Annotated in this window: 29 protein-coding genes and 1 pseudogene; 22 read left to right on the top strand and 8 right to left on the bottom strand. The window is 60.3% G+C overall.

Annotation, left to right across the window (positions count from 1 at the left end; translation table 11 throughout):
- The first annotated feature begins 23 nt into the window (after positions 1–23).
- Together AYM40_RS28440 and AYM40_RS28435 are read left to right on the top strand one after the other, a co-directional pair.
- Positions 24–623, top strand: a complete 600-nt coding sequence (locus tag AYM40_RS28440; protein ID WP_063499438.1) for an acetate uptake transporter — start codon at positions 24–26, stop codon at positions 621–623.
- Positions 624–690: 67 nt separating this feature from the next.
- A complete protein-coding gene (locus AYM40_RS28435; protein ID WP_063499437.1) occupies positions 691–1,728 on the top strand; it encodes a zinc-dependent alcohol dehydrogenase family protein in 1,038 nt (345 codons plus the stop codon).
- Positions 1,729–1,757: 29 nt separating this feature from the next.
- Here the strand turns inward: AYM40_RS28435 and AYM40_RS28430 are convergent, their stop codons facing one another.
- Positions 1,758–2,282 carry a universal stress protein gene (locus AYM40_RS28430; protein ID WP_063499436.1) on the bottom strand — a complete coding sequence of 175 codons (525 nt, stop codon included), beginning with the start codon at positions 2,280–2,282 and terminating at the stop codon, positions 1,758–1,760.
- 391 nt (positions 2,283–2,673) lie between these two features.
- Between AYM40_RS28430 and AYM40_RS28425 the strand changes: the two genes are divergently transcribed.
- The 4 genes from AYM40_RS28425 to AYM40_RS28410 are packed head-to-tail and all read left to right on the top strand — an operon-like array spanning position 2,674 to position 6,992.
- Positions 2,674–4,059 carry a glutamate decarboxylase gene (locus tag AYM40_RS28425; protein WP_063499435.1) on the top strand — a complete coding sequence of 462 codons (1,386 nt, stop codon included), beginning with the start codon at positions 2,674–2,676 and terminating at the stop codon, positions 4,057–4,059.
- Positions 4,060–4,086: 27 nt separating this feature from the next.
- Positions 4,087–5,607, top strand: a complete 1,521-nt coding sequence (locus AYM40_RS28420) for an amino acid permease (protein WP_063499434.1) — start codon at positions 4,087–4,089, stop codon at positions 5,605–5,607.
- A gap of 33 nt (positions 5,608–5,640) precedes the next feature.
- On the top strand, positions 5,641–6,684 hold the full coding sequence (locus tag AYM40_RS28415; protein ID WP_063499433.1) for a DnaJ C-terminal domain-containing protein: 1,044 nt from the start codon (positions 5,641–5,643) through the stop codon (positions 6,682–6,684).
- A complete protein-coding gene (locus AYM40_RS28410) occupies positions 6,681–6,992 on the top strand; it encodes a chaperone modulator CbpM (protein ID WP_063499432.1) in 312 nt (103 codons plus the stop codon). The genes AYM40_RS28415 and AYM40_RS28410 overlap by 4 nt, the downstream gene beginning before the upstream one ends.
- Positions 6,993–7,002: 10 nt before the next feature.
- Here the strand turns inward: AYM40_RS28410 and AYM40_RS42785 are convergent, their stop codons facing one another.
- The 3 genes from AYM40_RS42785 to AYM40_RS28395 all read right to left on the bottom strand — a co-directional run bounded on the left by AYM40_RS42785 (position 7,003) and on the right by AYM40_RS28395 (position 8,028).
- A complete protein-coding gene (locus tag AYM40_RS42785) occupies positions 7,003–7,269 on the bottom strand; it encodes a hypothetical protein (protein WP_063499431.1) in 267 nt (88 codons plus the stop codon).
- Positions 7,266–7,712, bottom strand: a complete 447-nt coding sequence (locus AYM40_RS28400) for a hypothetical protein (RefSeq protein ID WP_063499430.1) — start codon at positions 7,710–7,712, stop codon at positions 7,266–7,268. Before AYM40_RS28400 ends, AYM40_RS42785 begins: the two co-directional genes overlap by 4 nt.
- Positions 7,713–7,851: 139 nt before the next feature.
- A complete protein-coding gene (locus AYM40_RS28395; RefSeq protein ID WP_063499429.1) occupies positions 7,852–8,028 on the bottom strand; it encodes a CsbD family protein in 177 nt (58 codons plus the stop codon).
- Between the two features lie 474 nt (positions 8,029–8,502).
- On the opposite strand from AYM40_RS28395, the gene AYM40_RS28390 reads away from it, so the two are divergent.
- From AYM40_RS28390 to AYM40_RS28370, 6 genes are all read left to right on the top strand, one after another.
- Entirely contained in the window at positions 8,503–8,850 is a 348-nt protein-coding gene (locus AYM40_RS28390; RefSeq protein ID WP_063500763.1) for a Spy/CpxP family protein refolding chaperone, read from the top strand.
- A 71-nt stretch (positions 8,851–8,921) separates the two neighbouring features.
- Complete coding sequence (locus AYM40_RS28385; RefSeq protein ID WP_063499428.1) at positions 8,922–9,332, top strand: hypothetical protein; 411 nt, start codon at positions 8,922–8,924, stop codon at positions 9,330–9,332.
- Positions 9,333–9,402: 70 nt separating this feature from the next.
- Positions 9,403–9,576, top strand: a complete 174-nt coding sequence (locus AYM40_RS41995; RefSeq protein WP_181448434.1) for a hypothetical protein — start codon at positions 9,403–9,405, stop codon at positions 9,574–9,576.
- 323 nt (positions 9,577–9,899) lie between these two features.
- Positions 9,900–10,118 carry a hypothetical protein gene (locus AYM40_RS28380; RefSeq protein ID WP_063499427.1) on the top strand — a complete coding sequence of 73 codons (219 nt, stop codon included), beginning with the start codon at positions 9,900–9,902 and terminating at the stop codon, positions 10,116–10,118.
- A gap of 468 nt (positions 10,119–10,586) precedes the next feature.
- Positions 10,587–10,925: a P-II family nitrogen regulator gene (locus tag AYM40_RS28375; protein ID WP_006048089.1), complete on the top strand. Its 339-nt coding sequence runs from the start codon at positions 10,587–10,589 to the stop codon at positions 10,923–10,925.
- A gap of 43 nt (positions 10,926–10,968) precedes the next feature.
- Positions 10,969–12,486, top strand: a complete 1,518-nt coding sequence (locus AYM40_RS28370) for an ammonium transporter (RefSeq protein ID WP_063499426.1) — start codon at positions 10,969–10,971, stop codon at positions 12,484–12,486.
- Between the two features lie 142 nt (positions 12,487–12,628).
- Here AYM40_RS28370 and AYM40_RS28365 read toward each other — a convergent pair whose 3' ends face one another.
- Positions 12,629–12,928, bottom strand: coding sequence for a hypothetical protein (locus AYM40_RS28365; protein WP_063499425.1), 300 nt, complete (start codon positions 12,926–12,928; stop codon positions 12,629–12,631).
- Between the two features lie 407 nt (positions 12,929–13,335).
- Positions 13,336–14,112, bottom strand: a complete 777-nt coding sequence (locus tag AYM40_RS28360) for an enoyl-CoA hydratase/isomerase family protein (RefSeq protein ID WP_063499424.1) — start codon at positions 14,110–14,112, stop codon at positions 13,336–13,338.
- 347 nt (positions 14,113–14,459) lie between these two features.
- Here AYM40_RS28360 and AYM40_RS28355 point away from each other — a divergent pair, with 347 nt between their 5' ends.
- From AYM40_RS28355 to AYM40_RS28340, 4 genes are all read left to right on the top strand, one after another.
- Positions 14,460–15,416, top strand: coding sequence for a LysR family transcriptional regulator (locus AYM40_RS28355; protein ID WP_063499423.1), 957 nt, complete (start codon positions 14,460–14,462; stop codon positions 15,414–15,416).
- Positions 15,417–15,670: 254 nt separating this feature from the next.
- Positions 15,671–16,000, top strand: a complete 330-nt coding sequence (locus AYM40_RS28350) for a DUF4148 domain-containing protein (RefSeq protein ID WP_063499422.1) — start codon at positions 15,671–15,673, stop codon at positions 15,998–16,000.
- 2 nt (positions 16,001–16,002) lie between these two features.
- Positions 16,003–16,872 (top strand): alpha/beta fold hydrolase, encoded by an 870-nt coding sequence (locus AYM40_RS28345; RefSeq protein WP_063499421.1) that lies wholly within the window; start codon positions 16,003–16,005, stop codon positions 16,870–16,872.
- 76 nt (positions 16,873–16,948) lie between these two features.
- On the top strand, positions 16,949–17,905 hold the full coding sequence (locus AYM40_RS28340; RefSeq protein WP_063499420.1) for an AEC family transporter: 957 nt from the start codon (positions 16,949–16,951) through the stop codon (positions 17,903–17,905).
- A gap of 4 nt (positions 17,906–17,909) precedes the next feature.
- Here the strand turns inward: AYM40_RS28340 and AYM40_RS42780 are convergent.
- Positions 17,910–18,118: pseudogene (locus AYM40_RS42780) on the bottom strand (integrase); the annotation flags it as partial.
- 256 nt (positions 18,119–18,374) lie between these two features.
- Here AYM40_RS42780 and AYM40_RS28335 point away from each other — a divergent pair.
- From AYM40_RS28335 to AYM40_RS28320, 4 genes are read left to right on the top strand one after another with little or no spacing between them, the layout of a single operon-like run.
- Positions 18,375–18,683, top strand: a complete 309-nt coding sequence (locus AYM40_RS28335) for a recombinase-like helix-turn-helix domain-containing protein (protein ID WP_148662320.1) — start codon at positions 18,375–18,377, stop codon at positions 18,681–18,683.
- Complete coding sequence (locus tag AYM40_RS28330) at positions 18,676–19,716, top strand: Rieske 2Fe-2S domain-containing protein (protein WP_063499418.1); 1,041 nt, start codon at positions 18,676–18,678, stop codon at positions 19,714–19,716. The genes AYM40_RS28335 and AYM40_RS28330 overlap by 8 nt, the downstream gene beginning before the upstream one ends.
- Positions 19,717–19,758: 42 nt before the next feature.
- The gene (locus AYM40_RS28325) at positions 19,759–20,175 is read left to right on the top strand and encodes a YciI family protein (RefSeq protein WP_063499417.1); all 417 of its coding nucleotides are present in this window, start codon (positions 19,759–19,761) and stop codon (positions 20,173–20,175) included.
- Positions 20,176–20,229: 54 nt separating this feature from the next.
- Positions 20,230–20,982 (top strand): SDR family NAD(P)-dependent oxidoreductase, encoded by a 753-nt coding sequence (locus tag AYM40_RS28320; RefSeq protein ID WP_063499416.1) that lies wholly within the window; start codon positions 20,230–20,232, stop codon positions 20,980–20,982.
- A gap of 143 nt (positions 20,983–21,125) precedes the next feature.
- Here AYM40_RS28320 and AYM40_RS28315 read toward each other — a convergent pair whose 3' ends face one another.
- A complete protein-coding gene (locus tag AYM40_RS28315; RefSeq protein WP_063499415.1) occupies positions 21,126–21,992 on the bottom strand; it encodes an IclR family transcriptional regulator in 867 nt (288 codons plus the stop codon).
- 365 nt (positions 21,993–22,357) lie between these two features.
- On the opposite strand from AYM40_RS28315, the gene AYM40_RS41560 reads away from it, so the two are divergent.
- Both AYM40_RS41560 and AYM40_RS28310 read left to right on the top strand, forming a co-directional pair.
- Complete coding sequence (locus AYM40_RS41560) at positions 22,358–22,528, top strand: hypothetical protein (RefSeq protein ID WP_158515340.1); 171 nt, start codon at positions 22,358–22,360, stop codon at positions 22,526–22,528.
- Between the two features lie 32 nt (positions 22,529–22,560).
- Positions 22,561–23,541: a PDR/VanB family oxidoreductase gene (locus tag AYM40_RS28310; protein ID WP_063500762.1), complete on the top strand. Its 981-nt coding sequence runs from the start codon at positions 22,561–22,563 to the stop codon at positions 23,539–23,541.
- Positions 23,542–23,740 lie beyond the last annotated feature (199 nt).

The following is a 23,740-nucleotide window of genomic DNA, read 5'->3' as shown; positions in this document are numbered from 1 at the left end:
TTTTTTATCTTCAGGAGCAGGCCATGGCCAGCGCACCGATCCGAACCACACTAGCGAACCCCGCGCCACTGGGTCTCGCCGGCTTTGCATTGACGACGTGGCTGCTTAGCATGATCAACGCCGGCTGGTTTTCGGGCGAGTCGATGGGTCTCGTGCTCGCCTGTGCGCTCGCCTACGGCGGGACCGCGCAGGCCATCGCCGGCATCATGGAGTTGCCGCGCGGCAATACCTTCGGCGCGACAGCCTTTCTGAGTTACGGCGCGTTCTGGTGGTCGTTTGCGCTATTCGTACTCTTTCTGCATGACAAGGTGCCGGCCGCATTCGTCGGCTGGTATCTGTTCCTTTGGGGCGTTTTTACGTTCTATATGTGGCTGGCCACCTTTCGCTCGCCTCGGGCGCTGCAGTTCATTTTTCTGGCGCTCTGGATCACCTTCGGCCTGCTGGCTGGAGGAGAGTGGACAGGTTCAGGTCTGGTGCGGATGGCAGGCGGCTATATGGGGCTCCTCACGGCGGCGCTTGCGTTCTATCTGTCCGCAGCCGACGTGATCAACGAGGTGCACGGGCGGGTGGTTCTGCCGGTCGGCGATCCACGGGTACTTAGCCGGCACGCTGTGGCGCTCTGATTGTCCAGAGGGAACAAATTTGCGTCCCTGCGTACGGGTCGATCCGATGCAACCGGAGTTACCGGCAATGAAAGCACTCGTTTATCTTGGCCCTGGCAAGAAGTCTGTTGAAGAACGGCCCAAACCAGAGATCGAGGCGTCCACCGACGCCATCGTCAAGATCAGCAAGACGACAATTTGCGGCACAGATCTGCATATTCTCAAGGGCGACGTCGCGACCTGTCAGCCCGGCCGCGTGCTCGGCCATGAAGGTACCGGCGTAATCGAGCAGGTCGGCGCAGGCGTCACGGCGTTCAAGCCAGGTGAACGAGTCCTGATTTCGTGCATCAGCGCATGCGGAAAGTGCATGTACTGCCGCAAACTCATGTATTCCCATTGCGTTAGCGGCGGCTGGATTCTTGGCAACAGGATCGATGGCACGCAGGCCGAGTTCGTGCGGATTCCGCACGCGGATACCAGTCTTTACCGGATTCCCGACGATACCGACGAAGAGGCGCTCGTGATGCTGAGCGATATCCTGCCGACTGGCTTCGAGTGCGGTGTGCTCAACGGGAAGGTGCAGCCCGGTAGTAGCGTGGCGATTGTCGGCAGCGGGCCGATCGGACTCGCGGCATTGCTCACGGCCCGTTTCTATTCTCCCGCCGAGATCATCATGGTCGATCTGGACGATAACCGGCTAGAGACCGCAAAGCGCTTCGGTGCGACCGCGGTGATCAACAACGCGGATGGCAATGCGGCGAAGGCGATCATGAAACTCACCTCCGGGCGGGGCGTCGATACCGCCATCGAAGCGGTCGGCATACCTGTCACTTTCGAATTGTGCGAGGCGATCATCGCGCCGGGCGGGACGATTGCAAACGTCGGCGTGCATGGCGTGAAGGTGGATCTGCATCTGGAACACCTTTGGAACCGGAATATCACGATCACCACGCGGCTGGTCGATACCGTGAGCACGCCTATGCTGCTGGACACGTTGCGCTCCCGCAGGCTTGACCCCACGCTTCTGATTACCCATCGCTTCAGGCTCGATCAGATTCTCGATGCCTACGAGGCCTTCGAGCATGCTGCAGACACGCACTCGCTGAAAGTGATCATCGCGGCATAGCCGATTGCCGCGACGGTACTGTTGCCGCTCTAACGCGGCATCTCATACATTGCAGCGGCAACGTCGGCGTGGCCCGGTTTGGCTGACTCTACGTGCGTGGTTTGCGTCTGCCTGCTCGGCACCAGCAACACTGGACAGCAGGCACTGCGCACCACGCGCTCGGCGACGCTGCCGAGAAACAGACGCTTGAAGCCACGCCGGCCGTGCGTGCCGAGTACCAGCAGGTCCGCATTGAATTCGTCGGCCGTGATGCGGATGCGCTCTGAAATATCCTCGCCTATCGGCGCGACGTCCACCATCCGCGGCGTGCCGGCCACGTTTTCATGTTTCATCCGTGCCAGTGCGTCCGCCAGCAAGCGCTGGCCTTCTTCCACGAAGGCGTCACGCAGGATCGTCGGATCGTAGCCGGAGGCGTCGTATGCCATCAACGGGTTGTCGACGACATAGAGCGGCTGCAACTGCGCGTCATTTTCGCGTGCGAGTTGCAGCGCGCTGTCGAACGCATGTTCAGACGTCTCGCTGCCGTCGATCGCTACCAGAATGCGTTTATACATGTCGGCCTCGAAGAGTTCGTTCGGACGGCGAGCGCCGTCGCGGGATTGGAATGCGTGCGCTCAGAGCGCCGCAGCCTGAACCTTGCCGTCGACGATGTCCTTGCCGAACGGTTTATTCCGCTGGGCTCGGCCCGGATATCGACGGCGTAACAGACGATCGGAAGCAGCGCAGTGAATAGCACTACCTTGCGCTCAATAGCAATGTAATGCAATGCAATGAACAGATCGCCTGGGATCCCGCAGCGCGGTACGGCACCGTACCGACTTCGACCGGTCCTGCGCGCACCGTGGATATGGAAGCTTTTCCGTCTGCCCCACATCGCCGTTCCATTCGCTCAGGTGTCCGTTTCGCGCACCTGCCGCGCTCATTTCAAGTCAGGAGTGTCACGCCATGACCTTTCTCAAGTCCCCGCCATCCACGCCGGATGCCGTCGCTGACGAATACGCCGCGACAATCTCCGGGTCTTCGCTCCCGAAGTACCGGATTCCGGAGACATCGTCCGACCGCCGCGCCGTATTCGATCTGGTGCGCGACGAATTATTCATGGACGGCAACTCACGGCAGAACGTCGCGACGTTTTGCACCACTTACGCCGACGACGAAGTTCGGCGCCTGATGGATCTGTCGATCGACAAGAACATGATCGACAAGGACGAATATCCGCAAACCGCCGAGATCGAAATGCGCTGCGTGCATATGCTCGCCGATCTGTGGCATGCCACGAAGTCGTGGAAGACCACCGGTTGCTCGACGACGGGTTCGAGCGAGGCCTGCATGCTCGGTGGTCTCGCGCTCAAGTGGCAGTGGAAAAAGCGCAGGCAAGCGCAAGGCAAGCCGACCGACAAGCCGAACTTCGTCTGCGGACCGGTGCAGGTGTGCTGGGCGAAATTCGCCCGGTACTTCGACGTCGAGATGCGTCAGGTGCCACTCAGCGGCGACGCGACCGGACTGCGGCCGGAAGATCTGGCCCAGTATTGCGACGAGAACACGATCGGCGTCGTTGCCACGCTTGGTATCACGTTCACCTGCGTCTATGAACCGGTGAAGGCGCTGGCGGGGGCGCTCGACGCCTTGCAAGCCAATGTCGGACTCGATATCCCGATTCACGTCGATGCCGCCAGCGGCGGCTTCGTCGCACCGTTCATTCAGCCGGACCTCGAATGGGACTTCAGCGTGCCGCGCGTCAAATCGATCAATGCGTCGGGCCATAAATACGGGCTCGCGCCGCTCGGGGTCGGCTGGGTCGTCTGGCGCAGCACTCAGGAACTGCCAGACGAACTGATCTTCCGGGTCGATTATCTCGGGGGCGACATGCCGACGTTTGCACTGAATTTCTCGCGACCGGCGGGACAGATCATCGCGCAGTACTACATGCTGCTGCGCCTGGGCCGTGAAGGCTATCGACATATCCAGCAGGAATGCGCCGACACCGCGCAAGCTTTGGCGGACGGTCTGGCGAAGATCGACGCACTGGAGATGATCTACGACGGGCGCGGCGCGTTACCGGCTGTTTGCTACAAGCTGAAGCGTCCAGAAACAGCAGGCTTCACGCTATTCGATCTGTCCGATCAGGTGCGCATGCGCGGTTGGCAGATCGCCTCGTACGAGTTGCCTGCCGGCCGCGAGGACACCATCGTGCAGCGCGTATTGATCCGGCGCGGCGTGACTCGCGACATGACCGCGATGCTGCTCGAGGACATCAGGCACGCGGTCGCGCATCTGACGAAAAATCCGGTGCTGCATTCGACCGCCGGCCCTACCTTCCATCACGATTGATGTCGCATCGCGACAGGAGCGCACGAAATGGATAACACCGCTACCACCGCGGCCACGTTGCCGGTCGCAAACACCGCAAAACGCGGTAAGTATCTGAGCGTCACGTCGATCGGTCTGATGACGGCGGCAGCCGTGGTCACAAGCCTGCGTGGGCTTCCTTTGCTGGCGAAGGAAGAGATGACGATGTTCGTCTATCTCGCGTTTACCGTTGTTTTCTATCTGATCCCCGCGTCGCTGATTTCGGCTGAGCTGGGCGGCGCCTTTGCGGACCGGCGCGGGGGTATCTATACGTGGGTCGCGCAAGCGTTCGGCACACGTTGGGGTTTTCTTGCGATCTGGCTGCAATGGATTCAGAACGTCGTCTGGTTTCCGGTCGCGCTGACCTTCGGCGCGGCGGCGCTCGCGTACACGATCGGCCGGCCGGAGCTGGCGAAGAACGGTGTCTACGTCGGGATTTTCTGCATCGTCGCGTACTGGCTCGCGACGTGGGTCGTGCTGCAAGGCGTTGAAGTTTTCGCGAAGATCGCCAACTGGACCTTCGTGATCGGCACCATCGTGCCGGGCATCGTGCTGCTCGCGCTGCTCGGCTACTGGATCAACAGTGGCCACCCGCTCGGCTGGCAACACCTGAACGATGCCGCACTGTCCCAGGATGGCCATGCCCGCTTCTGGCCCGCGATTCACGGCTTCGGCACGATCTCGTTTCTTGCCGGCATCGTGTTGCTGTTTGCCGGTGTAGAGGTGCAAGCAGTTCATGTGATCGACATGCGCAGCCCGAGTCGCGGTTATCCGGCGGCCATCGGACTGGGTGCGCTGATTTCGGTGCTGATCTTCGCACTTGGCGCATTGCCGATCGCGGCAATCTTGCCGTACGAGAAGATCTCGCTGCAATCCGGCGTGTTCGACGCGTTTGGTGCCGTGCTTGCGGACATCTGGCACATGGGCTGGGCTGTGTCGGCGTTGTCGCTGCTGGTCGGCGTCGGTGCAATCAGCGGCGTGCTGGCGTGGCTCGGCAGTCCGTCGCGTGGCTTGCTCGAGACCGCACATGAGGGCGAGTTGCCGCCGATCCTTCAGGCGAAGAATCGCAAGGGCATGCCCACTCATATCCTGCTGGTGCAAGGTCTGATCGTGACCGTCATTTCGTGCTTCTACTTCGTGATCCGGGATGTATCGGTCGCGTTCTTCCTGATCTCCGCGATGACGATTGCGCTTTACCTGATCGCCTACATGTTGATGTATGCCGCGGCGATCCAGTTGCGCTATTCCGCACCTGCTTTGCCACGCCCCTTCACGGTACCCGGTGGTTCAGGCGGTATGTGGTTGACGGCCGGCATTGGCTTTGCCGGGGTGCTGTTCAGTTTCGTCGTGTCGTTCTTCCCGCCGGACCAGTTGCCGGTCGGTTCGCCCTGGCTTTACACGGGGCTGGTTGTCCTCGGCATCGTCGTGTTCGCGGGCATTCCGTTGATCATCCACCACGTGCGCCGCAGCGACTGGGCGACCGTTCATGACGCGCCGCTTGTTCGTCCCGCCGTGATACCGCTGAAATAGGTGCGCGCGCGGCCTCTCTCATAGGTCTTCGATATGAAATACAAAGACTATTACGAAGTGCTGGGATTACCGCGCAGCGCGACGCAGGACGATATCAGGCGTACGTATCGCAAGCTCGCTCGCAAATATCACCCGGACTTGAGCAAACTCGACGACGCGGAGCCGCGCTTCAAGGAGCTCGGCGAGGCGTACGGCGTCCTCAAAGACACGGAAAAGCGTGCAGCCTACGACCGGATGGGCGACCAGTGGCGCAATGGTCAGGACTTCGAGCCGCCGCCGCAGTGGGACGAGGGCTTCGAATTCAGCGGCGGGGACGACCGCGGAGCCGAGGAGGCACGCTTCAGCGAATTCTTCGAGGCACTTTTTCGCGGTGAACATGCCAATGGTGGCCGTGCGTCGACAAGACGCGCGCGGCACGCTGCCGGCGCCGGTGATGACCGCGCAACTGCGCAAGACATGGAGGATGCCTATGGCGGTGTGCCGCACTCGGCGCGAGGCCAGGACCACCATGCGAAAGTGGTGATCGATCTGGAGGATACCTATCGAGGGGCACAGCGCACGATTTCGCTGGAGACGCCAGTACTCGATGCAAGCGGCCGAGCCGTACTGAAGTCGCGGACGCTTGATGTCTCCATTCCAAAGGGCGTGCACAGCGGGCAGCATCTGCGACTTGCCGGCCAAGGGGGGGCGGGTTTCGGAGAGGGGCGCGCTGGAGACCTGTACCTGGAAATCGCGTTGCGCCAGCACGGACTTTTCAGCGTCGACGGCCGCGATGTGACGATCGTCGTGCCGGTCGCCCCTTGGGAAGCGGCACTTGGCGCGCGCATTACCGTGCCGACGCCCGACGGCGCCGTCGAAATAGCCATACCCAAAGATTCCAGCGCAGGCCGACGCTTACGCCTGAAAGGCAAGGGAATCCCAGCGAGCGGTCCGGCCGGACCATCGGGCGATCTCTATGCGCAATTGAACATCGTTCTGCCGCTGGCTGACAGCGAGCAGGCACGCGCGGCTTACGAGACACTACGAGCGGCATGCGACTTCGACCCGCGCGCGCACTTTTCAGGTGATGCATCATGAACGAATCGCGCACTGCCTGGCTCGAATGCCTGATCGTCGAGGAGCAGGTGGAGTTCACGCTGCTCGAATTGTGCCGGGTGTCCGGCGCTTCTGAAGTCCAGCTCGTTGAATGGATCGAGCAAGGCGCAATTGAGCCGAAATGCGTCAGCGAGGACGATGGCCCGCACTTCGACGGCGTCTCATTGCGCCGCGCCCGCAGGGCTCGGCATCTCGCGCAGGATCTCGAGATCAACGCTGCGGGCATCGCGCTCGTACTCGATCTGCTTGATGAAATCGAAGCCTTGCGAGCGCAGTATCTGAGGCGATAGGGCAGCTCCCTCACACGACCCAGGTGACACCCATTGCCACGACCGTTGCCGCCATCACGCCGGTAGCAACCCAGCCGAGGATACGTAGTACGGGCGGCAGTGTAAACCCGACTACGCTGGTCGACAACCAGCGCGGATAGTGCTCACGCAGATTGCCGGCGATACCGCCTGGATCGTCGTCCGACGCGCCGGTGATGAGGCCGGGGCCCATCACCTGCAGAAGTTTTGGGCGAGTCGGCTGCTTGACCGGTCCGCGATCAGGCGCGTAGCGCTTCATTGCGCGCTGCAGAAGATGACCGTGAGCAGGAGGGGAATGACTTGCCGGATGACAGCGTCACTGCCGGCCGCGCGTACGCGCGCTTCCACGTCCTCCGTGGCGCCAACGACTACCGTGCCATACGCAGAGTCCGTAATCGGTTGACCGCTTCCCTGTTTGAACATCGTGTCGCTGTGTTCATACCCGAGAACGGCGTAGACACGAAAGCCGAAAGCCGTCAGGTTGCTATCGTGCGCCGGCCGAAATGCGTTGATCGAGTTCGCTTCGACACGCATCGGCTTCGGATCGATATATTGAGCGGTCAGGAGCGGGGCGATGAATGCGTGTGCGTTCGATTTGCAGTCGAGTTGCGCATCGAGCGCGTAGGCGCAGCACAGCACGGGAGTAAGCGCCGTGCCTATTGCAATGATCATGGTGAGTGTTTTGGAGGCGACGTTGGTCATGATGGTGGTGCAACTGGTTCTATCCCAGCCCACATTCTCACGTCACACGGGGGATGTCTGTGCGGTGGCAGTCAATGCCCTTTACTTAATACCCGTGGCGCCTCCTGATTGACAGCAAAGAGAGCGGCGCATTGGTGGCTTATGAGCGCTTCCTGAGACGCGCCTTGGCATTGCCATACGACGCCTGCGTCTTGCCGATGACCTGCTCGACGCGCCCCCTCCACGTGACCGTCCGGTTGCCGATGGTCTTGCCGAGGCCGGTACGCAATTTACCTGCGATCTCTCTTGTCCATCCTTGTATCTGATCTTTGTTCATCACCTCGCTCCTTGAGCGCTGCTTCGATCAGAACAGTATGGCGGCAATGGGCGAAGCAGTCGGTACGCCACCGTACACCGATCAACTCAGGCGTAGCGGCGCAACTTTCGGGGGAACGCCTGCGGCGCGCCGATGCGACTTTTCGTGGCGCGCCGGCACCAGTTTTCGAGTTGGGTCACGCGCGGCTCCCTCAATTCAGCGGCGCGGTTCCAGCGCGCAAGGGTCCGGCACCGGACAGACGCCACTCGGGAGTCGGCGCACAAATGATCTGTTCGATCGAATTCGCCGCACTGACGGTAATCCCTTCGCGAGTCCGTCGAACTTCTTTGGAGACCAATTATGAGACTCGTTGCCCCACAATTCCAACCGCGAACTGCACCGGCGCTCGCGATAGCGCTTTTTCTCGCGATAGCGGCGTTCGCCCCTCCTGCGAGCGCTGCCTCGCCCACCCAGACTCAACCACGTGCAAGCGTGATGACCGTTGCCACCCATGACCAGGTTGATACGCGCATCAGTGGACTTCACACGAGGCTTCAGATCACCGCGGCGCAAGAAGACCTTTGGCAGAAGGTCGCGCAGGTCATGCGTGACAATGCAGGCACGATGGACTCGCTCAGACAAACGCGAGCCAGTCATGCCAACAGCATGAGCGCTGTCGACGATCTCAAGTCCTATGGCCAGATCGCCGATGCCCATGCGGACGGCATCAGAAAGCTCACATCCGCGTTTCAGGCACTGTACGACAGCATGTCCGACGTTCAGAAGAAGAATGCCGATCTGATTTTCCAGACTGACCATCACCACTCCGCAAAGAAGGGGTGATCTCGAGACACCCGCAACGGGAAGCGGACTGGCACCTCAATAGGGTCCCGGTTCGCAGACAGGAGAACATCATGAAAACCCAAGGAGTGCGAGCCGCATACATGGGCTCGATGAAGACCAGAATCATGACTGCAGTTGGCCTGGCATTGGCCGTTGGCGGCATGTCCATGGCGCCGGCCTTTGGTGAAAGCAACGGCAACGGCAACGACAACCACGAGGGCCAACAGCAGCATGGCGCGAGTAACAACTATCAGCATAACCAGAAGCATCCACAGCAACATGGCACGGATAACGGCGCTCGGCAAAACGAGGGGCATCAGTCGGATCACGGCAACCGGCAGGCTTATCAACATCCCGACAATGACCATCGTCGCGGCGACTACTACGGCAATCAGGACTATGTGTATGCGCCACCTCCCGTGGTCTATGCCCCTGAGTCGGCACCGGGCATAAGCTTGTTTATACCGCTCCAGTTCCGGTAGAACGCAGAACCCGCGCGTTGCTGATATTCCGGGACACCATTGTTCCAAACCCACACGACCGGAGGCCGTCATGCGTATCTACCATCCCGAGCAATATCCGAACAGCGACAAGAGCGAATACAACGTCGACAAAGCCGTCGAGGACACCTTTCCGGCGAGCGATCCACCCTCGATCGGCGGCGTAACAAAAATCAGACCGGCGCCGGATCGCAAGAAAGCACATAAAAAACCGTTGAGAAGTTAGGTAAAGACGGATTTTCGATCGGCCGAAGCGACAGTGCGGCGAGAACCGCCGCAGGCAGCGCCAATTGGTTCGGTGCTGCGCTCGGTCGGTCATGCTAGGATTTCTCCAGGATACCGACGGAGGCCGACATGTGGACCTGCCGAAACTGCGATGCTCGGTACGACTTCGATCAGGTCGCGCCGGAAGTCGATGACCACGGATTCTTTTTCCTCTGTCCTGCCTGTGACTACAGAAACAAGCTCGTGAGCCTCGGCCGAGACGCGAATGGAAACCTGCAGCTTGTTCAACGCGACGACGAATAGCGCACTTTTTCGGAGGCGATCATGCAATTCGACTACAAGGGATTCCACATCGACGCGTCGCCTCTTGATGAAGGTGGTCGCTACTACGGTCGCGCAAAGATCTATCGGCGCCCCACGGCCGGTGGCGAAGCCGTCGAGGTGAAGTACTCGGGCGACCTCGGTGACTATCCATCCGACGCTGACGCGTTCGAGGCGGCACAGCGCTGGGCGATCCAGTGGTGCGACAAACACGGTGCTTAGCCAGCGTGGTACGACTCCGCGGCAATGAGAACAGAGATGACCATGGATACGTACATCGACTCAGAGGCAAGCTGAAATACCTGAATTTCCACGCTGCTTTCGCCGAAGTGGCGGATGCCACGAATCTCGGCGTGGGCGCACCCTATTGGGTCGCTTCGACCACGTCAGGCCTAGTTGTGGTGCAAATCAGTTGTGCAAGTATCGACCTGCGATTCAGGTCTGTGTATAGAAAGCCCCCCAACATCTGGTTCGGCTCATCGATTTTCCGTCGGGCGCGTGTCCGATGCTCCCCGCGTGGAACGCCTTCGATTGCTGCCGCACTCGTGCGTATCTCATCTCGCTGTGTTTCCTCTCGATGAGTTTCAGCAAATAACTGGCACGACAGTTGCTCTAGTTGTGCTCGGCTCTATCGGCATAAGGTCGACGTACGAGTCGGCTCTCCGGTTCAGCAATCGAAGAGGGGATTTCATGAAACTCATTACCGCAATCATCAAGCCGTTCAAGCTCGATGAGGCGCGCGAAGCCTTGTCGGCCATCGGCGTCTCAGGGATCACGGTCACCGAAGTCAAAGGTTTCGGCCGGCAGAAGGGCCATACGGAGCTGTATCGGGGCGCCGAATACGTGGTCGATTTCCTGCCGAAGGTGAAGATCGAGGCAGCTGTCTCGGACGACATCGTCGACCAGGCGATCGAGGCGCTTGAACGCGCGGCACGCACCGGCAAGATCGGCGACGGCAAGATTTTTGTCACCCCGATCGAGCAAGTGATTCGGATTCGCACCGGGGAGACCGGCGCGGACGCTCTGTAATACCAAAAGATAGCGACACAGATAGCGACAAGAGGAAACGAAGATGCGCAAATTATTGATGTCCATGCTGATGGCCGGTTCGCTGCTCGCGGGCGGTATCGGCGCCGCCCTCGCGGACGACGCTTCCGCACCCGCAGCGGCCTCGGCAGCTGCTTCCGATACGACGGCGAGTGCGCCGGCACCGGACGCTTCGGCAGCGCCTGCAGCCGCCGCCGCTTCGGCACCGGCCGCTGAAGCGTCCGCCGCACCGGCTGTCAGCGCCGCAGCCGCACCTGATGCATCGGCCGCATCCGCTGCCGCCGCACCGGCAGCCCCGACCGCGCCGTTCTCGGTCGATTCGTCGAAGATCAATTCGGGCGACACCGCCTGGATGCTGACCTCCACCGCGCTCGTGCTGTTCATGACGATCCCGGGTCTGGCGCTGTTCTACGGCGGCATGGTCCGCAAGAAGAGCGTGCTCGCGATCCTGATGCAGAGCTTCGCGATCACCTGCCTTGTGTCGATCATCTGGGTCGTGGTGGGCTACAGCCTCGCCTTCACGCCGGGCGGCTCGTTCATCGGCGGCTTGTCACGCTTCTTCATGGCGGGCATGAACTACATCCATGGCGACAAGGCGACGACGCTGACCGTCAGCCATCTCGCCCCGACGATCCCGGAAACGGTCTACTGCGTCTATCAGATGACGTTCGCGATCATTACCCCGGCACTGATCACGGGCGCGTTTGCCGATCGCATGAAGTTCTCGGCGATGCTGGTGTTCATGACGCTGTGGTCGATCATCGTCTACTCGCCGATCGCGCACATGGTCTGGGAACCGACCGGCTGGCTGGCTGCCGCGGGCATCCTCGACTTCGCGGGCGGCACGGTGGTGCACATCAACGCCGGTATCGCGGCGCTGGTCTGCGCGCTGGTGCTGGGCAAGCGCGTCGGCTACGGCAAGGAATCGATGGCGCCGCACAACCTGACGCTCACGCTGATCGGTGGCGCCATGCTGTGGGTAGGCTGGTTCGGCTTCAACGCGGGTTCGGCAGTGGCGGCAGACGGCCGTGCCGGTTTCGCCATGTTCGCCACGCAGGTGGCAACCGCGGCAGCAGCACTCGCATGGATGTTCGCCGAATGGGCAACCAAGGGTAAGCCGTCGGTGCTCGGTATCGTGTCGGGTGCCGTGGCAGGTCTGGTGGCGATTACGCCGGCTTCGGGCTTCGTCGGTATGACGGGTTCGCTGGTGATCGGTATCGCGGCAGGCGTGATCTGCTACTGGTCGGCAACGTGGCTCAAGCACAAACTCGGTTACGACGACTCGCTCGACGCGTTCGGCGTGCACTGCATCGGCGGTATCGTGGGTGCGCTGCTGACCGGCGTGTTCGCGGTCAAGGACATCGGCGGCGCGGACGGCAGTGTCATCCTGCAAGCCAAGGGCGTGCTGACGACGCTGATCTACAGCGGTGTGGTCAGCTTCGTCCTGCTGAAGGTGATCGACATGGTGATGGGCATCCGTGTGACGGAAGAAGATGAGCGCGCGGGTCTGGACGTCAGCCTGCACGGCGAAGCCATCGAATAGGCGGCATGCCGGGCAAGTATCGGAAATAGCCCAGGCGGATGCGATGGGCTATTCTCCGGCGTCGGGGGCGAAAGTGTATTTTCGCCCCCATCTTGCGCAGCGAATCGCGAGTTGCTGCGCCGGCGTAGAATCAGCGAAGCCTCTATCTCAGTGGCACCAGCAAGATCGTCGCCACCTCTCCCAGGGTGGCAATCGCAATCGCCGAATAGATCTGGTTGGCACTCAAAAAAACGTGCAACTTGACCTCGTCTTTGAACTTGAGCCAGGTGCCGAACAACCCTAGCGACAGGATCAGGCCAGCCAGGAGGCTAAATCCCAATAACATTTCCACCCACTTGTTGTGTATGAGACCGTTCGTCTCCCATGCGAACGCTGCCAGACAAATGAGTTGACTGCAGAGGACAGCTAATACGCCGGGATGATACTGTTCGAGTTTGTACATGACTGAAAGTGACCCTTGCAACCGCTCGTTCCGTGGTCAGGAGCCCGTCCAGGAAGCGACGGTCGTTTTATAAGGTGCGGTTGCGGGCGCTGTCGGCAATGCCAGGTCGGCAGGGACCGCATAATTGCAAGCGCTGCAAGGTGAATTCCCCTCGCGCAAGCGTCTCACGGTGCATCGTACACGTTACGATGCACGTTAAGTTATCGGTGGTACCCGACCCATTTTACAGGGATGACCGCGAGTGTTGTCACCCTAATGCACACGGGCATAGAAACGGCGGGTAACCGTCACGCCCGAATGACTGCACGAAAACGTATACCGGACGTTCGGGCAACCGTGCCGGCAGACTGCTTTGGGATCGATCCTGGCCCTTCGAAGGGTGATGGGATCGGAGCGACTCATAGAGGTTAGCTCCCAGCTTGCATTGCCTTCACAAGGGCGGCTGCGGAGGCGCCTTCGAGCGACAACCCATAGCCAACTTCCTGCACGATGCGTTGCTTCAAGGGCCAAATAAAATGTATGCGCGTGTTGCGGCGTGCCACTTCGGGCGCTTTCAAATACTGCCTCGCCAATTCCTGTGCGCGGCCAAGCGCCTGGCCGTTTGACACGACCTCAGCAACCACGCCCCACTCGCGTGCGACAGCCGCCGTAATCGGCTGCGCGTTGAGCAGGAAAGCTTCCGCCCGTCCCGCTCCCGCGCGATAGCTCCAGGTGGTAAAGATGCCGTCGCCAGGCACGACACCCGCAGCATAGTGGCCCATGTCGTGGAAGGTTGCGCCCTCTGCCGCCACAATGACGTTGGCCAGCAGAACATACTCCGAGTGGATATGGGCACGCCCCTCGATGGCCGCGATGACCGGCACGCGTATATTGGCAATGTTTTCCAGGACCTGAACGCCTTCGTCATGGATCTGGCTCCAGACGTCGGGATCGGAGACATCCTTGAAAGATGCCCAGTCAACCCCGGTCATGAAGTCCCCGCCTGCACCCGTGAGGATGACGATCTTGTTCGCCCGGTCCTGTGAAATCCGGTAGAACGCATCGACAACCTCCGTGTGGGCCTCCGCCGTGAAAGTGAGCGGGCCTCCATTGGTATGGAATTGCACGACCAGCACGCCGTCCTCATCCCGTGTCAACTTCAGGTTGCGGTAGGCAGTGAAATAGTTATCCGGAATCGTTTGCATGATGTTCTCCTATGTCCGAACGTACTGAATTGGAGCCGCCAGTCTGCAGCGGCCCAATTTCATTAGATACTATCGAAGGGCTTCTCACTATGTCCGATGGGGTTCTTATAGTTGCTCACGATCTTCTCCCCAACGGGAAATTCGTGGTATGCAGATGATGCGCGCGGCGTCACGCTGGCAGAAGACCCTCCAGGCACATAACATCCATTCCAGGCCGGCATAAGACGTTTAACGCCCCCGCCACGCCTGATGGCAGACTGCGCCAGGATGCGGCAGCACATTGAGAAAGCTTGGTTCCGAGCCAGCGCCCCGGAGAAAAATGGGTGCTCTCACCGTCCGGGAACAGAATGGCAGATATCGTCAGCAGTATGCGGATATTCGTCCGCGTGGTCGAAACCAGCTCGTTCACCGCCGTCGCGAAAGAGAACAACGTGACGGCTGCGCAGGTTTCGCGCGCAGTCACGGCGCTGGAGCAACAGTTGCGGACCGTCGTGCTGCATCGCACGACGCGACACCTCTCTGTCACCGAACCCGGTGGACGCTTCTACGAGCGCGCCAAGGCGATTCTCGCAGCCATCGACTCGGCAACCGACGAGGCTCGCAGCGCAGGCGTGTCTCCAACCGGCAAGGTGCGGCTGCATTGCGCGCCAGGCCTTGCGCAGAGCGTGGTGGCCGCGGCGCTGACCAGTTATCGGAACGCCTACCCCGATGTCTTCGTCGAACTGAAGATCGAACAAAGCATGCCCAATCTGGTCGAGGAGGGGTATGACCTTTCGCTGATTTCAGCTACGGAGCTTCCCGACTCGGTGTATGTCGCGCAGCCGCTCGGCGCGGCATACGCAGTCATGGTGGCTTCACCGGACTATCTGAAACGAAACGGCACGCCACGCACGCGCGACGAATTGTCTGCCCACACGTTGCTCATGCTCGAATCGCCCGTGTCGCCGCCTGACGAATGGCATATCGAAAGCGGAGCGGACGCTCAGATCTGGAAGATTTCGAAGTCGCCGCTTCAAGTCAATGTTCCCGATGTGATGCGGGCAGCCCTGCTGCAGGGGGCGGGCATTGGCACACTTGCGACGTACACCGCGGTCGACGATCTTGTCGACGGAAAGCTCGTGCGCGTGCTCCCGCACTATCGCCTCAGGCCGTTCACGGTGTTCGCGGTCTACCCCTCGCGCCGCTATCTCGATGCCAAGGTCCGCACGCTGCTGGAGCACCTGCGCTCGACGCTCTCGTCGTCCTTGAATAATGCAATCGAGCGCATCGAGGCGCTGGCCCGCGCGGATTCGCTGCGGACCTGACGCCTTCCGGCGCGGGCCACGCAACGCGGATGGCTTTCTCGACCGCGGTTTGCGGCGGCCGCGACCCTTGTGCCTGACACTGCGCGCGGCCGCCGCTCAAAAGGCGCGCATGCGGATTCCACGCAGCGCCGTCAAAAATCTTTATCTGCGCCACCGGCTTAATTGCGCTGATATCGCTCGATAGACTGATTCCCAACCGGTAGACGTTCACCCCATTGAACGCGCTGACCGGATCCCTTATTGGAGAATCAATCATGAAACGCATCCTCATTGCTTCACTGCTCACGGCCACGATGGCCCTCCCTGTCGCAGCCTTCGCTCAATCCGGCGTCACGCGCGCGCAGGTGCGGGCGGAACTGCTCGAGTTGCAACAGGCGGGATATCGCGGCACGACGTCCGACGCCACGTATCCGTCCGAACTGCTCGCCGCGCAACAGCGCGTTGCGGCCCGCGACGCGTCGCGGACGAGCGATGCAGCCAACAGCAGCTTTGGCCCGGCGACGTCCGGTTCGTCTTCATCCGGCGGCCGCGCCGCACCTGCACAAGAGATCCCCGGATTGCACTCGATCTATTTCGGGAGCTGATCATGAGCAATCTGGACGTCACCCATCACACGATTACAGCGAACGGCATCCGCCAACACTTTGTCGAGGCGGGCGAAGGCGCCCCCGTCGTCCTGCTGCACGGCTTTCCGGAAACGCATTACGCGTGGCGGCATCAGATTCCCGTGCTCGCGCAACATTACCGCGTGATCGCACCGGACCTGCGGGGCTATGGCGAGACGGAAAAGCCCGCGGACGGCTACGACAAGCGCACGATGGCGAACGATCTGCGTGCGCTCCTGCGCGAACTGTCGATCGAGCGTATTGCGCTCGTGAGCCACGACCGCGGTGCGCGGGTCGCGACGCGCTTCGCGAAGGACCATCCGGAGGCGGTCGATCGCCTCGTCGTCATGGACAACGTGCCGACACGCATCGTCGCCCAGTCAATCAACGCACAGATCGCGCGCGCATATTGGTTCTTCCTGTTCCATCAGGTCCCCGATCTGCCGGAGACGCTGATCGCGGGCAACGAGCGTGCATGGCTGCGACACTTGTTCTCCGACTGGTCCTACAACCCGCACACGATCTCGGGCGAAGCGTTCGAGACCTACGTTCGGGCATACGAAGCGCCGGGTGCCGTGCGGGGTGCAATGGCGGACTACCGTGCCAACGCGGTCGATGTCGCTCACGACAAAGTAGACGCCGATGTGCTGATCCAGGCCCCGACGCTCGCCCTGTGGGGCGCGGAGTTCTACGCGGTAGGCAAGATGTTCGACATGCCGGATGTGTGGAAGGGTATGGCACGCGACGTCGTCACGCACGCCATTCCGCGTGCCGGCCATTTGCCGCATGAAGAACAGCCGGAAATCGTCAATCGGCTTCTGGTCGACTTTCTCAAGGACTGGAAAGGCTGAAGCCAATCCGTCGCGAGCACGGCCAGCCACGGCGTGCTTGCGACGCTTCGTCCGGACTGCATACACGGTAACCATCATGACTTCCGAAATCGCAAGTGCGCTGATCCCATTCCTGTTCTCGATGGGAGCGGGATATTTCGCCGGGAGAATCAAACAAGGAGCGCTGCCGCTGTCGTCGATCAATACGATGCTCGTCGACTATGCGCTGCCGTTCGCGCTTTTTCTTTACACCGCGAAGATGCAGCGGGCGAGTCTTGCGCAACATGCCGTGCTGATCGCGGTGCTGATCGGCGTGATGCTGGTGCCCTATTTCGCCTCGTTGCTGGTTTCGCGCGCGGTGTTCAAATCGGATCTCGCTCACGCCGCCGTGAGGGCCGTCACGATCGGCATGCCGAATTTCGCATCGGTGGGTCTGCCGTTACTGCGTGCGGTGTATGGCCCCGAAAGCGACCTCACGGTTGCAATCGCCGTAACGGCGGGGGCGGTCGTCATGTCGCCCGCCGCGCTCATTCTGCTCGAGCGTGCGCGTCCTGCAGCGCCCGCTTCGTCGAACGAGTTTCAGGGAACCGATGGATTGTTAGCCAAGGCATTGCGCAACACGTTCCTCAAACCAGTCGTACTCGCGCCGATTGCAGGTGTGCTCGCGTCGGTCTGCGGGTGGACGTTGCCGGATTTGCTATCCCAATCGCTCAACATCATTGGCAGCACGACGGCCGGTCTGGCGTTGTTCTCGACCGGGCTCGTGCTTGCGGCGCAGCCATTCAAGCTCGACGCGCAGGCGGGTTTCGGCGTTTTGTTGAGTAACGTTGTGCAACCGCTGATTGCGCTGGTGCTCGTCAGCCTGCTAGGCGTGCCGAAAGCTATCGCCGGACAGGCGGTCCTGCTCGCGGCGATTCCGTGCGGTTCCTTCGGCATTCTTTTTGGCTTGTCGTACGGCGTCAGGGATACGTCTGCGGGAACGACCCTTGTCGCTTCGAGCCTGCTGTCCGCCGTGACGCTGAGCGGCACCATCGTCTTGCTGGGACACCTGTAGAGCGCCGCAGTCGCCGCGCGGCTGAATCAGACCAGCCATACGAGTGCTCAAGTCCGTCCGAGACGGTACGCACGAGTAGCCACTCGCCTTCGCTAAAACCCGAGAGGTGTCCAGCATCGCGATCCGGGGATTGCCGCGTACCTTGATGCCGGCGAACGGGTTAGCGAGCACATAACGCTGTTCGTCGAGGATCCGAACCTCTACGGCGAGCACGGCGCCGAAACGCTGGCAATCAACTGCACGATGCGCAGCCTCTATGCGCCGCGCACGGTAAAGGAATCGGAAGAGTAAGGGCAGGGCGACGCGGCACAGTCCAAAGTAGCCGTTGTTCGTGCGCGTGGTTGGAGAAGGAAGGTGGCCACTTGCATTAATTATAGGAACTGGATGGATTTACGAATGGTGTAAATCGTTTACGATAGGATGAAGTCACTCGGGGGCCTCACCCCGTACCGTTCATCAAGGAGATGCCATGACAAGGCCACAGGGAGTCCAGTTGCCGGAGTTCACCTATCGCACGATCGATCTCACGCCGCCGGCATACGAGCGCGAGCTGGCCGAAGCGTTGTTCGGCATCTTGGGCAGTTCGGTTCATGAGCCGGAAGCAATCGCAGCAGCGCTCAATGAGGCCGGTTTCAAGCCGAGTGGCGGCGGACAGTGGAGTGCGACCGCCTTCAGGGCGGAGATGCGGCGTCTTGGGTCCTGGACCAACAGCGTGGGAGCGCGTGTGGGCGCGCATGGCTATCCAGGGTTGAGCCTTAGGGAGGCAAATCATGCTTGAACAGAATGAGCGAATCGAGGATCGCGTCGAGCGGAGCGTTTTGACTGGTGTGCGCAATCGCTGGTGGTGCATTGGCCCATCCGCCATGGTCGGTAACCAGCCTGTCGGCATCAAACGTCTGGGCGTGGCTTTGGTGGCGTGGCGGGATACAGGCGGAAAGGTCAACCTGATCGAGGATATCTGCCCGCACCGCGGAGCGCCGTTATCGATGGGCCGGCTTGAGGATGGGAAGCTGAGCTGTCGCTATCACGGTGTGGAGGTGTCGGGGGAGGGAGTAGTCACTGCAGTGCCTGCCTACCCTCAGTGTGCGTATGTCGGCAAGAAGATGGTTCGCTCCTATCCGGTGGTCGAACATTTCCAGGGGCTCTGGGCGTGGTTCGGCGAGGACGAGGATACCGAGCCTTTGCCCCTTGTTTTTCCCCGTGAATACGAGTCGGCTGACTGGACCGGATTCCCCATCTCCATGACCTGGCAGACGAACTACCAGTACATGTGGGACAACGTGCTCGACATCATGCATCCGGAGTATCTGCACAAGGACACCCAGTATTTCGAGAGCGGGGTTGCCAATCAGGTGCTAGTCACGCCGACGGATACCGGCTTCACGGTACGCAGGGAGATCAGCAAGGGCGACAACGTCGAACTGATGGAATTTATCGATACCGGTGCGTTCTGGTTCCGGATCGGCTACAACGCGCCGCCGGAATGCGGGCCTGGCGGAAACTGGCGCGTCTTTCCGCTGGCTACACCGATCGACGAGCATACCTGCCAGATCACCATTTGGCGAATGCGCAATGTCGCCGGTTGGGAAGCGGACCTGTTTCGCTTCATGTTCAACACGAAGTTGGAGCATTTCAACTGGGAAATTGTCCAGGAAGACAAGGACATACTGGAAGGAATGCCCCCGTGGCCGATGCAGGAGAAGCTGTACCAGCACGATGTTGGCCTGGCGAGGCTGCGTCGCCACGTGCGCGACGTGGTGCGCAAGCAACTGGAAAGCAGAGAGCGGATGCGTACCGGAGCGGAAGCATAGGTAAGCACATCGTAGGCAGCGCCAATCTTGGGGGGCACGGAGATGAACCAGCATCAGGACGTCCTTACGGACGACGAGAACGAACTTGCCTTGCGCGAGCGCCTGGCGCGCCAGCAGTTTTATATCTGCTTTACTGAGCGCACGGAGCGCGAAGGCGATCCGATGGCAAACCTCAGGCCAAAGATGGCGGAGCATCTGGCCTGGATCGCGGGACTGGAGCACAAGGGAATTGCGTTTGCTGCGGGACCGTTCCGTGACAAAAACGATCCCGCCTACTGGAATGGCGATGGGATGTTCATCCTGCGTGCCGAATCGCGCGAGCAAGCTGCCGAAATCGCCGATACGTGTCCGTTTCACAAGAGTGGACTTCGCACGTACCGCATCGTCCCCTGGTGGATGAACGAGGGCTGCGTCCAGCTGACGGTGCGCCTTACCGAGCGACGGATCGAGGTAGGCTAGCGCCAAACCCTTCAACGAGTTTCGTCAGTCGAAGAATCGTGGACCTGAACAGCAATGAACGAATCGAACAACTTGAACGGCAAGGTTGCAATGGTCACCGGTGGTAGCAGCGGCATCGGGGCAGCGACGGTGAAGATGCTCGCCCGAGCCGGCGCGAGCGTGGTAATCGGATATAACAACGGCGAAGACCGCGCGCGCCGGTTATGTGAGAGCTTGCCCGGTACCGGGCACGAGATCGCGAAGGTCGAGCTCGAAGACGTAACGACCACTCGGGCACTCGCGCATGAATTGCAGAACAAATACGGAAAGGTCGATGTGCTCGTCAACTCCGCCGGCTTTACTCAACCCATTGCGCATTCCAATCTCGACGCGCTTGACGAGACGCTGTTTGATTCGATGCTGGTCACGAATGCTCGCGGGCCTTACTCGGTCATTCGTGCGCTACTGCCCTTGTTGCGCGCGTCGGGCGATGCCGTTGTCGTGAATGTATCGTCGATATCGGCCTTTACTGGATCTGGTAGCAACATCGCATATTGCGCGGCAAAGGCAGCTGTCGACACGATGACCATGTCGCTTGCGCGAGTGCTAGGTCCGGAAGTGCGAGTGCTATGCGTCTCGCCCGCTGCCGTCGCCACAGACTTCCTTCCAGGCAGAGACCGCGAAGCGTTAAATACGTTTGTGGCGTCGACGCCTTTAAAGCGGGTCGTTGAACCGGAAGACGTCGCGAAGGCGATCATGGCATGTGTGACCCATCTGACCGTCGCGACGGGAGTGCGCATTGTGGTCGATGGCGGACGACATTTGTGAATGCAATGGCGCTTGTCGAGCACGAGTGAATCGTCATCGCGAAGAGAACGCAGCCTGAAGCCAGCTTTTGCACGTGATCGACGAGATTACATACGCAACGACGCAGTCCAGAAGGCATTGAGTCACGCTTTCCAATGCTCGCATCAGCCTTCGCTCGTTTTCGGCGGGATTGGCGCACCAAGTCTTTCGGAAAGCTCGGCTGCCGCAGCTTTAAGCGCGGTCTGAATTGTTCTCTGCAACTGGGGACTGCATTTGCCAATAGTCAGAACCGTCATCGCCGCGGCCAGGGTACCGGGATAGCGAAAAACCGGCGCAGTCGTCCCCGAAATGCCCTCGACAATCCCGCCGACTAACGTAGCGACACCGTCGCGGCGAATTTTAGCAAGCAACTTGGCGAGATCGGTTTCTGACCGCACTCCTATGCGTCGCAGTGCATCGCTATTATCTTGCAATTCGCGTGCAATATGAATTCTCGTGAGTGCAGGCGGAAGCCATGCAGCGAAGATCTGGCCTTGCGCGGATGTTAATAGCGGTAATCGCGCGCCGATCCTTACCTTGATCGAGAACGCGCGTGAGTGTTCTTCTACCCTGATCATGGCGGGCGCACCTTCGTCCCAGACGGAAAGGACCACATTCTCTTCCAGCTCATCCCGCAGAGCTTCCATCACGCTAGCGGCTTCCAGCACCGTATCTTGTCGGCGAAGTGCCGCCAGCCCGAGCGCTCGAGCAAGTGGGCCCGGGTCAAAAAGTCCGCTGGCGGCATCCCGCTCGATAATGCCTGCCCGAACGAAACTAGTCAGGTAGCGATGCGCCTTGCTCGCCGGCATCCCGGTCGCGGATGCGAGGGCCGTCAACGAAAGTCCAGCATCGGCATGTGCGAGTACTGCCAGCAGCGATGCACCGACTTCTATCGATTGCACGCCGCCGCGAGCATTGCCGTCTGAAAGCTCCGCCAGTTGCTCGTCGTGCGATGGATCGCTTTGGTTAGCCAGTGTTCTCATTTTGGTCATGTGCCACCCATTGCGCCGCGCGCGTATCGTGAAGCAGGGGCGCACTGCGTGCCTGCCCGGCGCTGTAGAAGGGGAAATCGGATCCTGCGTTCAGTCATGACGGTCAGACGACATGCGGTTGACAGGCCCCGTCATCATAGCGAAAAGGAATTCCGCAATACGTAAAAGCCATAAATTTGACATGGTTACCGGTTTTCGTAATGCAGGTAAGGAATGGCCGGGTCTCCAAGCTCGTCTGCAGAAGGAAGCGAGACCTTTCGCATTAACCATAGGAACTGGATGGATTTACGAATTGAGGAAGTCGTTTACGATAGGATGAAGTCGCTCTGGGTGTCCCGCTCCGTACCGTTCATCAAGGAGATGCCATGACAAAGCCACAGGGAGTCCAGTTGCAGGAGTTCACCTATCGCACGATCAATCTCACGCCACCGGCATACGAACGCGAGCTGGCCGAAGCGTTGTTCGGCATCTTGGCCAGCCAGCACCGCGTTAACCGGCTTCATCAGTCGAAGAATCGGAAACCTGAAAAGCAATGAACGAATCGATCAACTTGAACGGCGAGGTTGCAATGGTCGCCGGCGGCAGCAGTGTTTCCAGCCTCCGTGTTCGCGTGGCCCGAAAGATCTTCGAGGCCGTAGACATTTGTACCTTCGAGTTAGTCAGCGCTGGCGGCGATTCTCTACCGGCATTCTCGGCGGGCTCGCACCTGGACGTGTACCTTCCCGGTGGGCTGACACGTCAGTACTCCCTGTGCAACGATCCGGCCGAAAGCCATCGCTACCTGATCGGTGTGCTAAATGATCCGGTCTCGCGCGGTGGCTCGAAGACCATGCACGAGCGGGTCAAAGAGGGCGACCTTCTTAATGTCGGTATTCCAAAGAACCATTTCGCGTTGGCGCACGAGGCGGGCAAGAGTCTCCTGCTCGCGGGTGGGATTGGTGTCACGCCAATATTGTGCATGGCCGAACGTCTGGCGGCGTTAGGAAAGGAATTCGAAATGCATTATTGCACGCGCTCGAAGGGGCGTACGGCATTCTTCGAGCGCATCAGACGCTCTGCGTTCGCCAGCAAAGTGCTATTTCACTTCGACGACGGGGAGCCACGGCAGAAGCTGGATATCGCGGCGGTGCTGCAAGCGCAGCAGGCGGGCACGCACTTGTACGTCTGTGGACCCAAGGGGTTCATCGACGCGGTGCTGTCGACGGCGCGTGCGTACAGATGGTGCGAGGCGCAGATCCACTTCGAGTTTTTCGGCTCTGACATGATCAAGCGCGACGCGGATGGCAGCTTCGAGGTGAAGCTTGCGAGTTCAGGCAGGATCATAGTGGTGCCAAAGGACAAGACGGTGGTTGAGGCGCTCTCGGAGGCTGGCGTGAAGATCCAGACTTCATGCGAGCAGGGCGTATGTGGCGCATGCCTGACGCGAGTTCTGGAAGGCGAGCCCGAACACCGGGACGTGTATTTCACGCCCGAGGAGCGTTCGGCCAACAACCAGTTCCTGCCCTGCTGCTCGCGCGCAAAGTCAGCACGCCTCGTGCTCGACTTGTAATTCAACGCAGGTCAATGCATCGACGTTTTGGCGCGGTGACGAATGCGAAGGACTGAGGCTTGCCTTGACGAGGGTGGGAATGTTTATTGGACGTGTTCAGCGATACTGGAAACGCGTTTCGCCGGTCTTGGCCAGCCAGGGTCGTTCAGCGTGCAGAAACTTGGATTCGCAACGCCCTCCGATGTTGCCGGGGCAATAT

The organism is Paraburkholderia phytofirmans OLGA172 (assembly GCF_001634365.1).
Lineage (GTDB): Bacteria > Pseudomonadota > Gammaproteobacteria > Burkholderiales > Burkholderiaceae > Paraburkholderia.
This window is presented reverse-complemented; position numbering and strand designations above follow the sequence as displayed.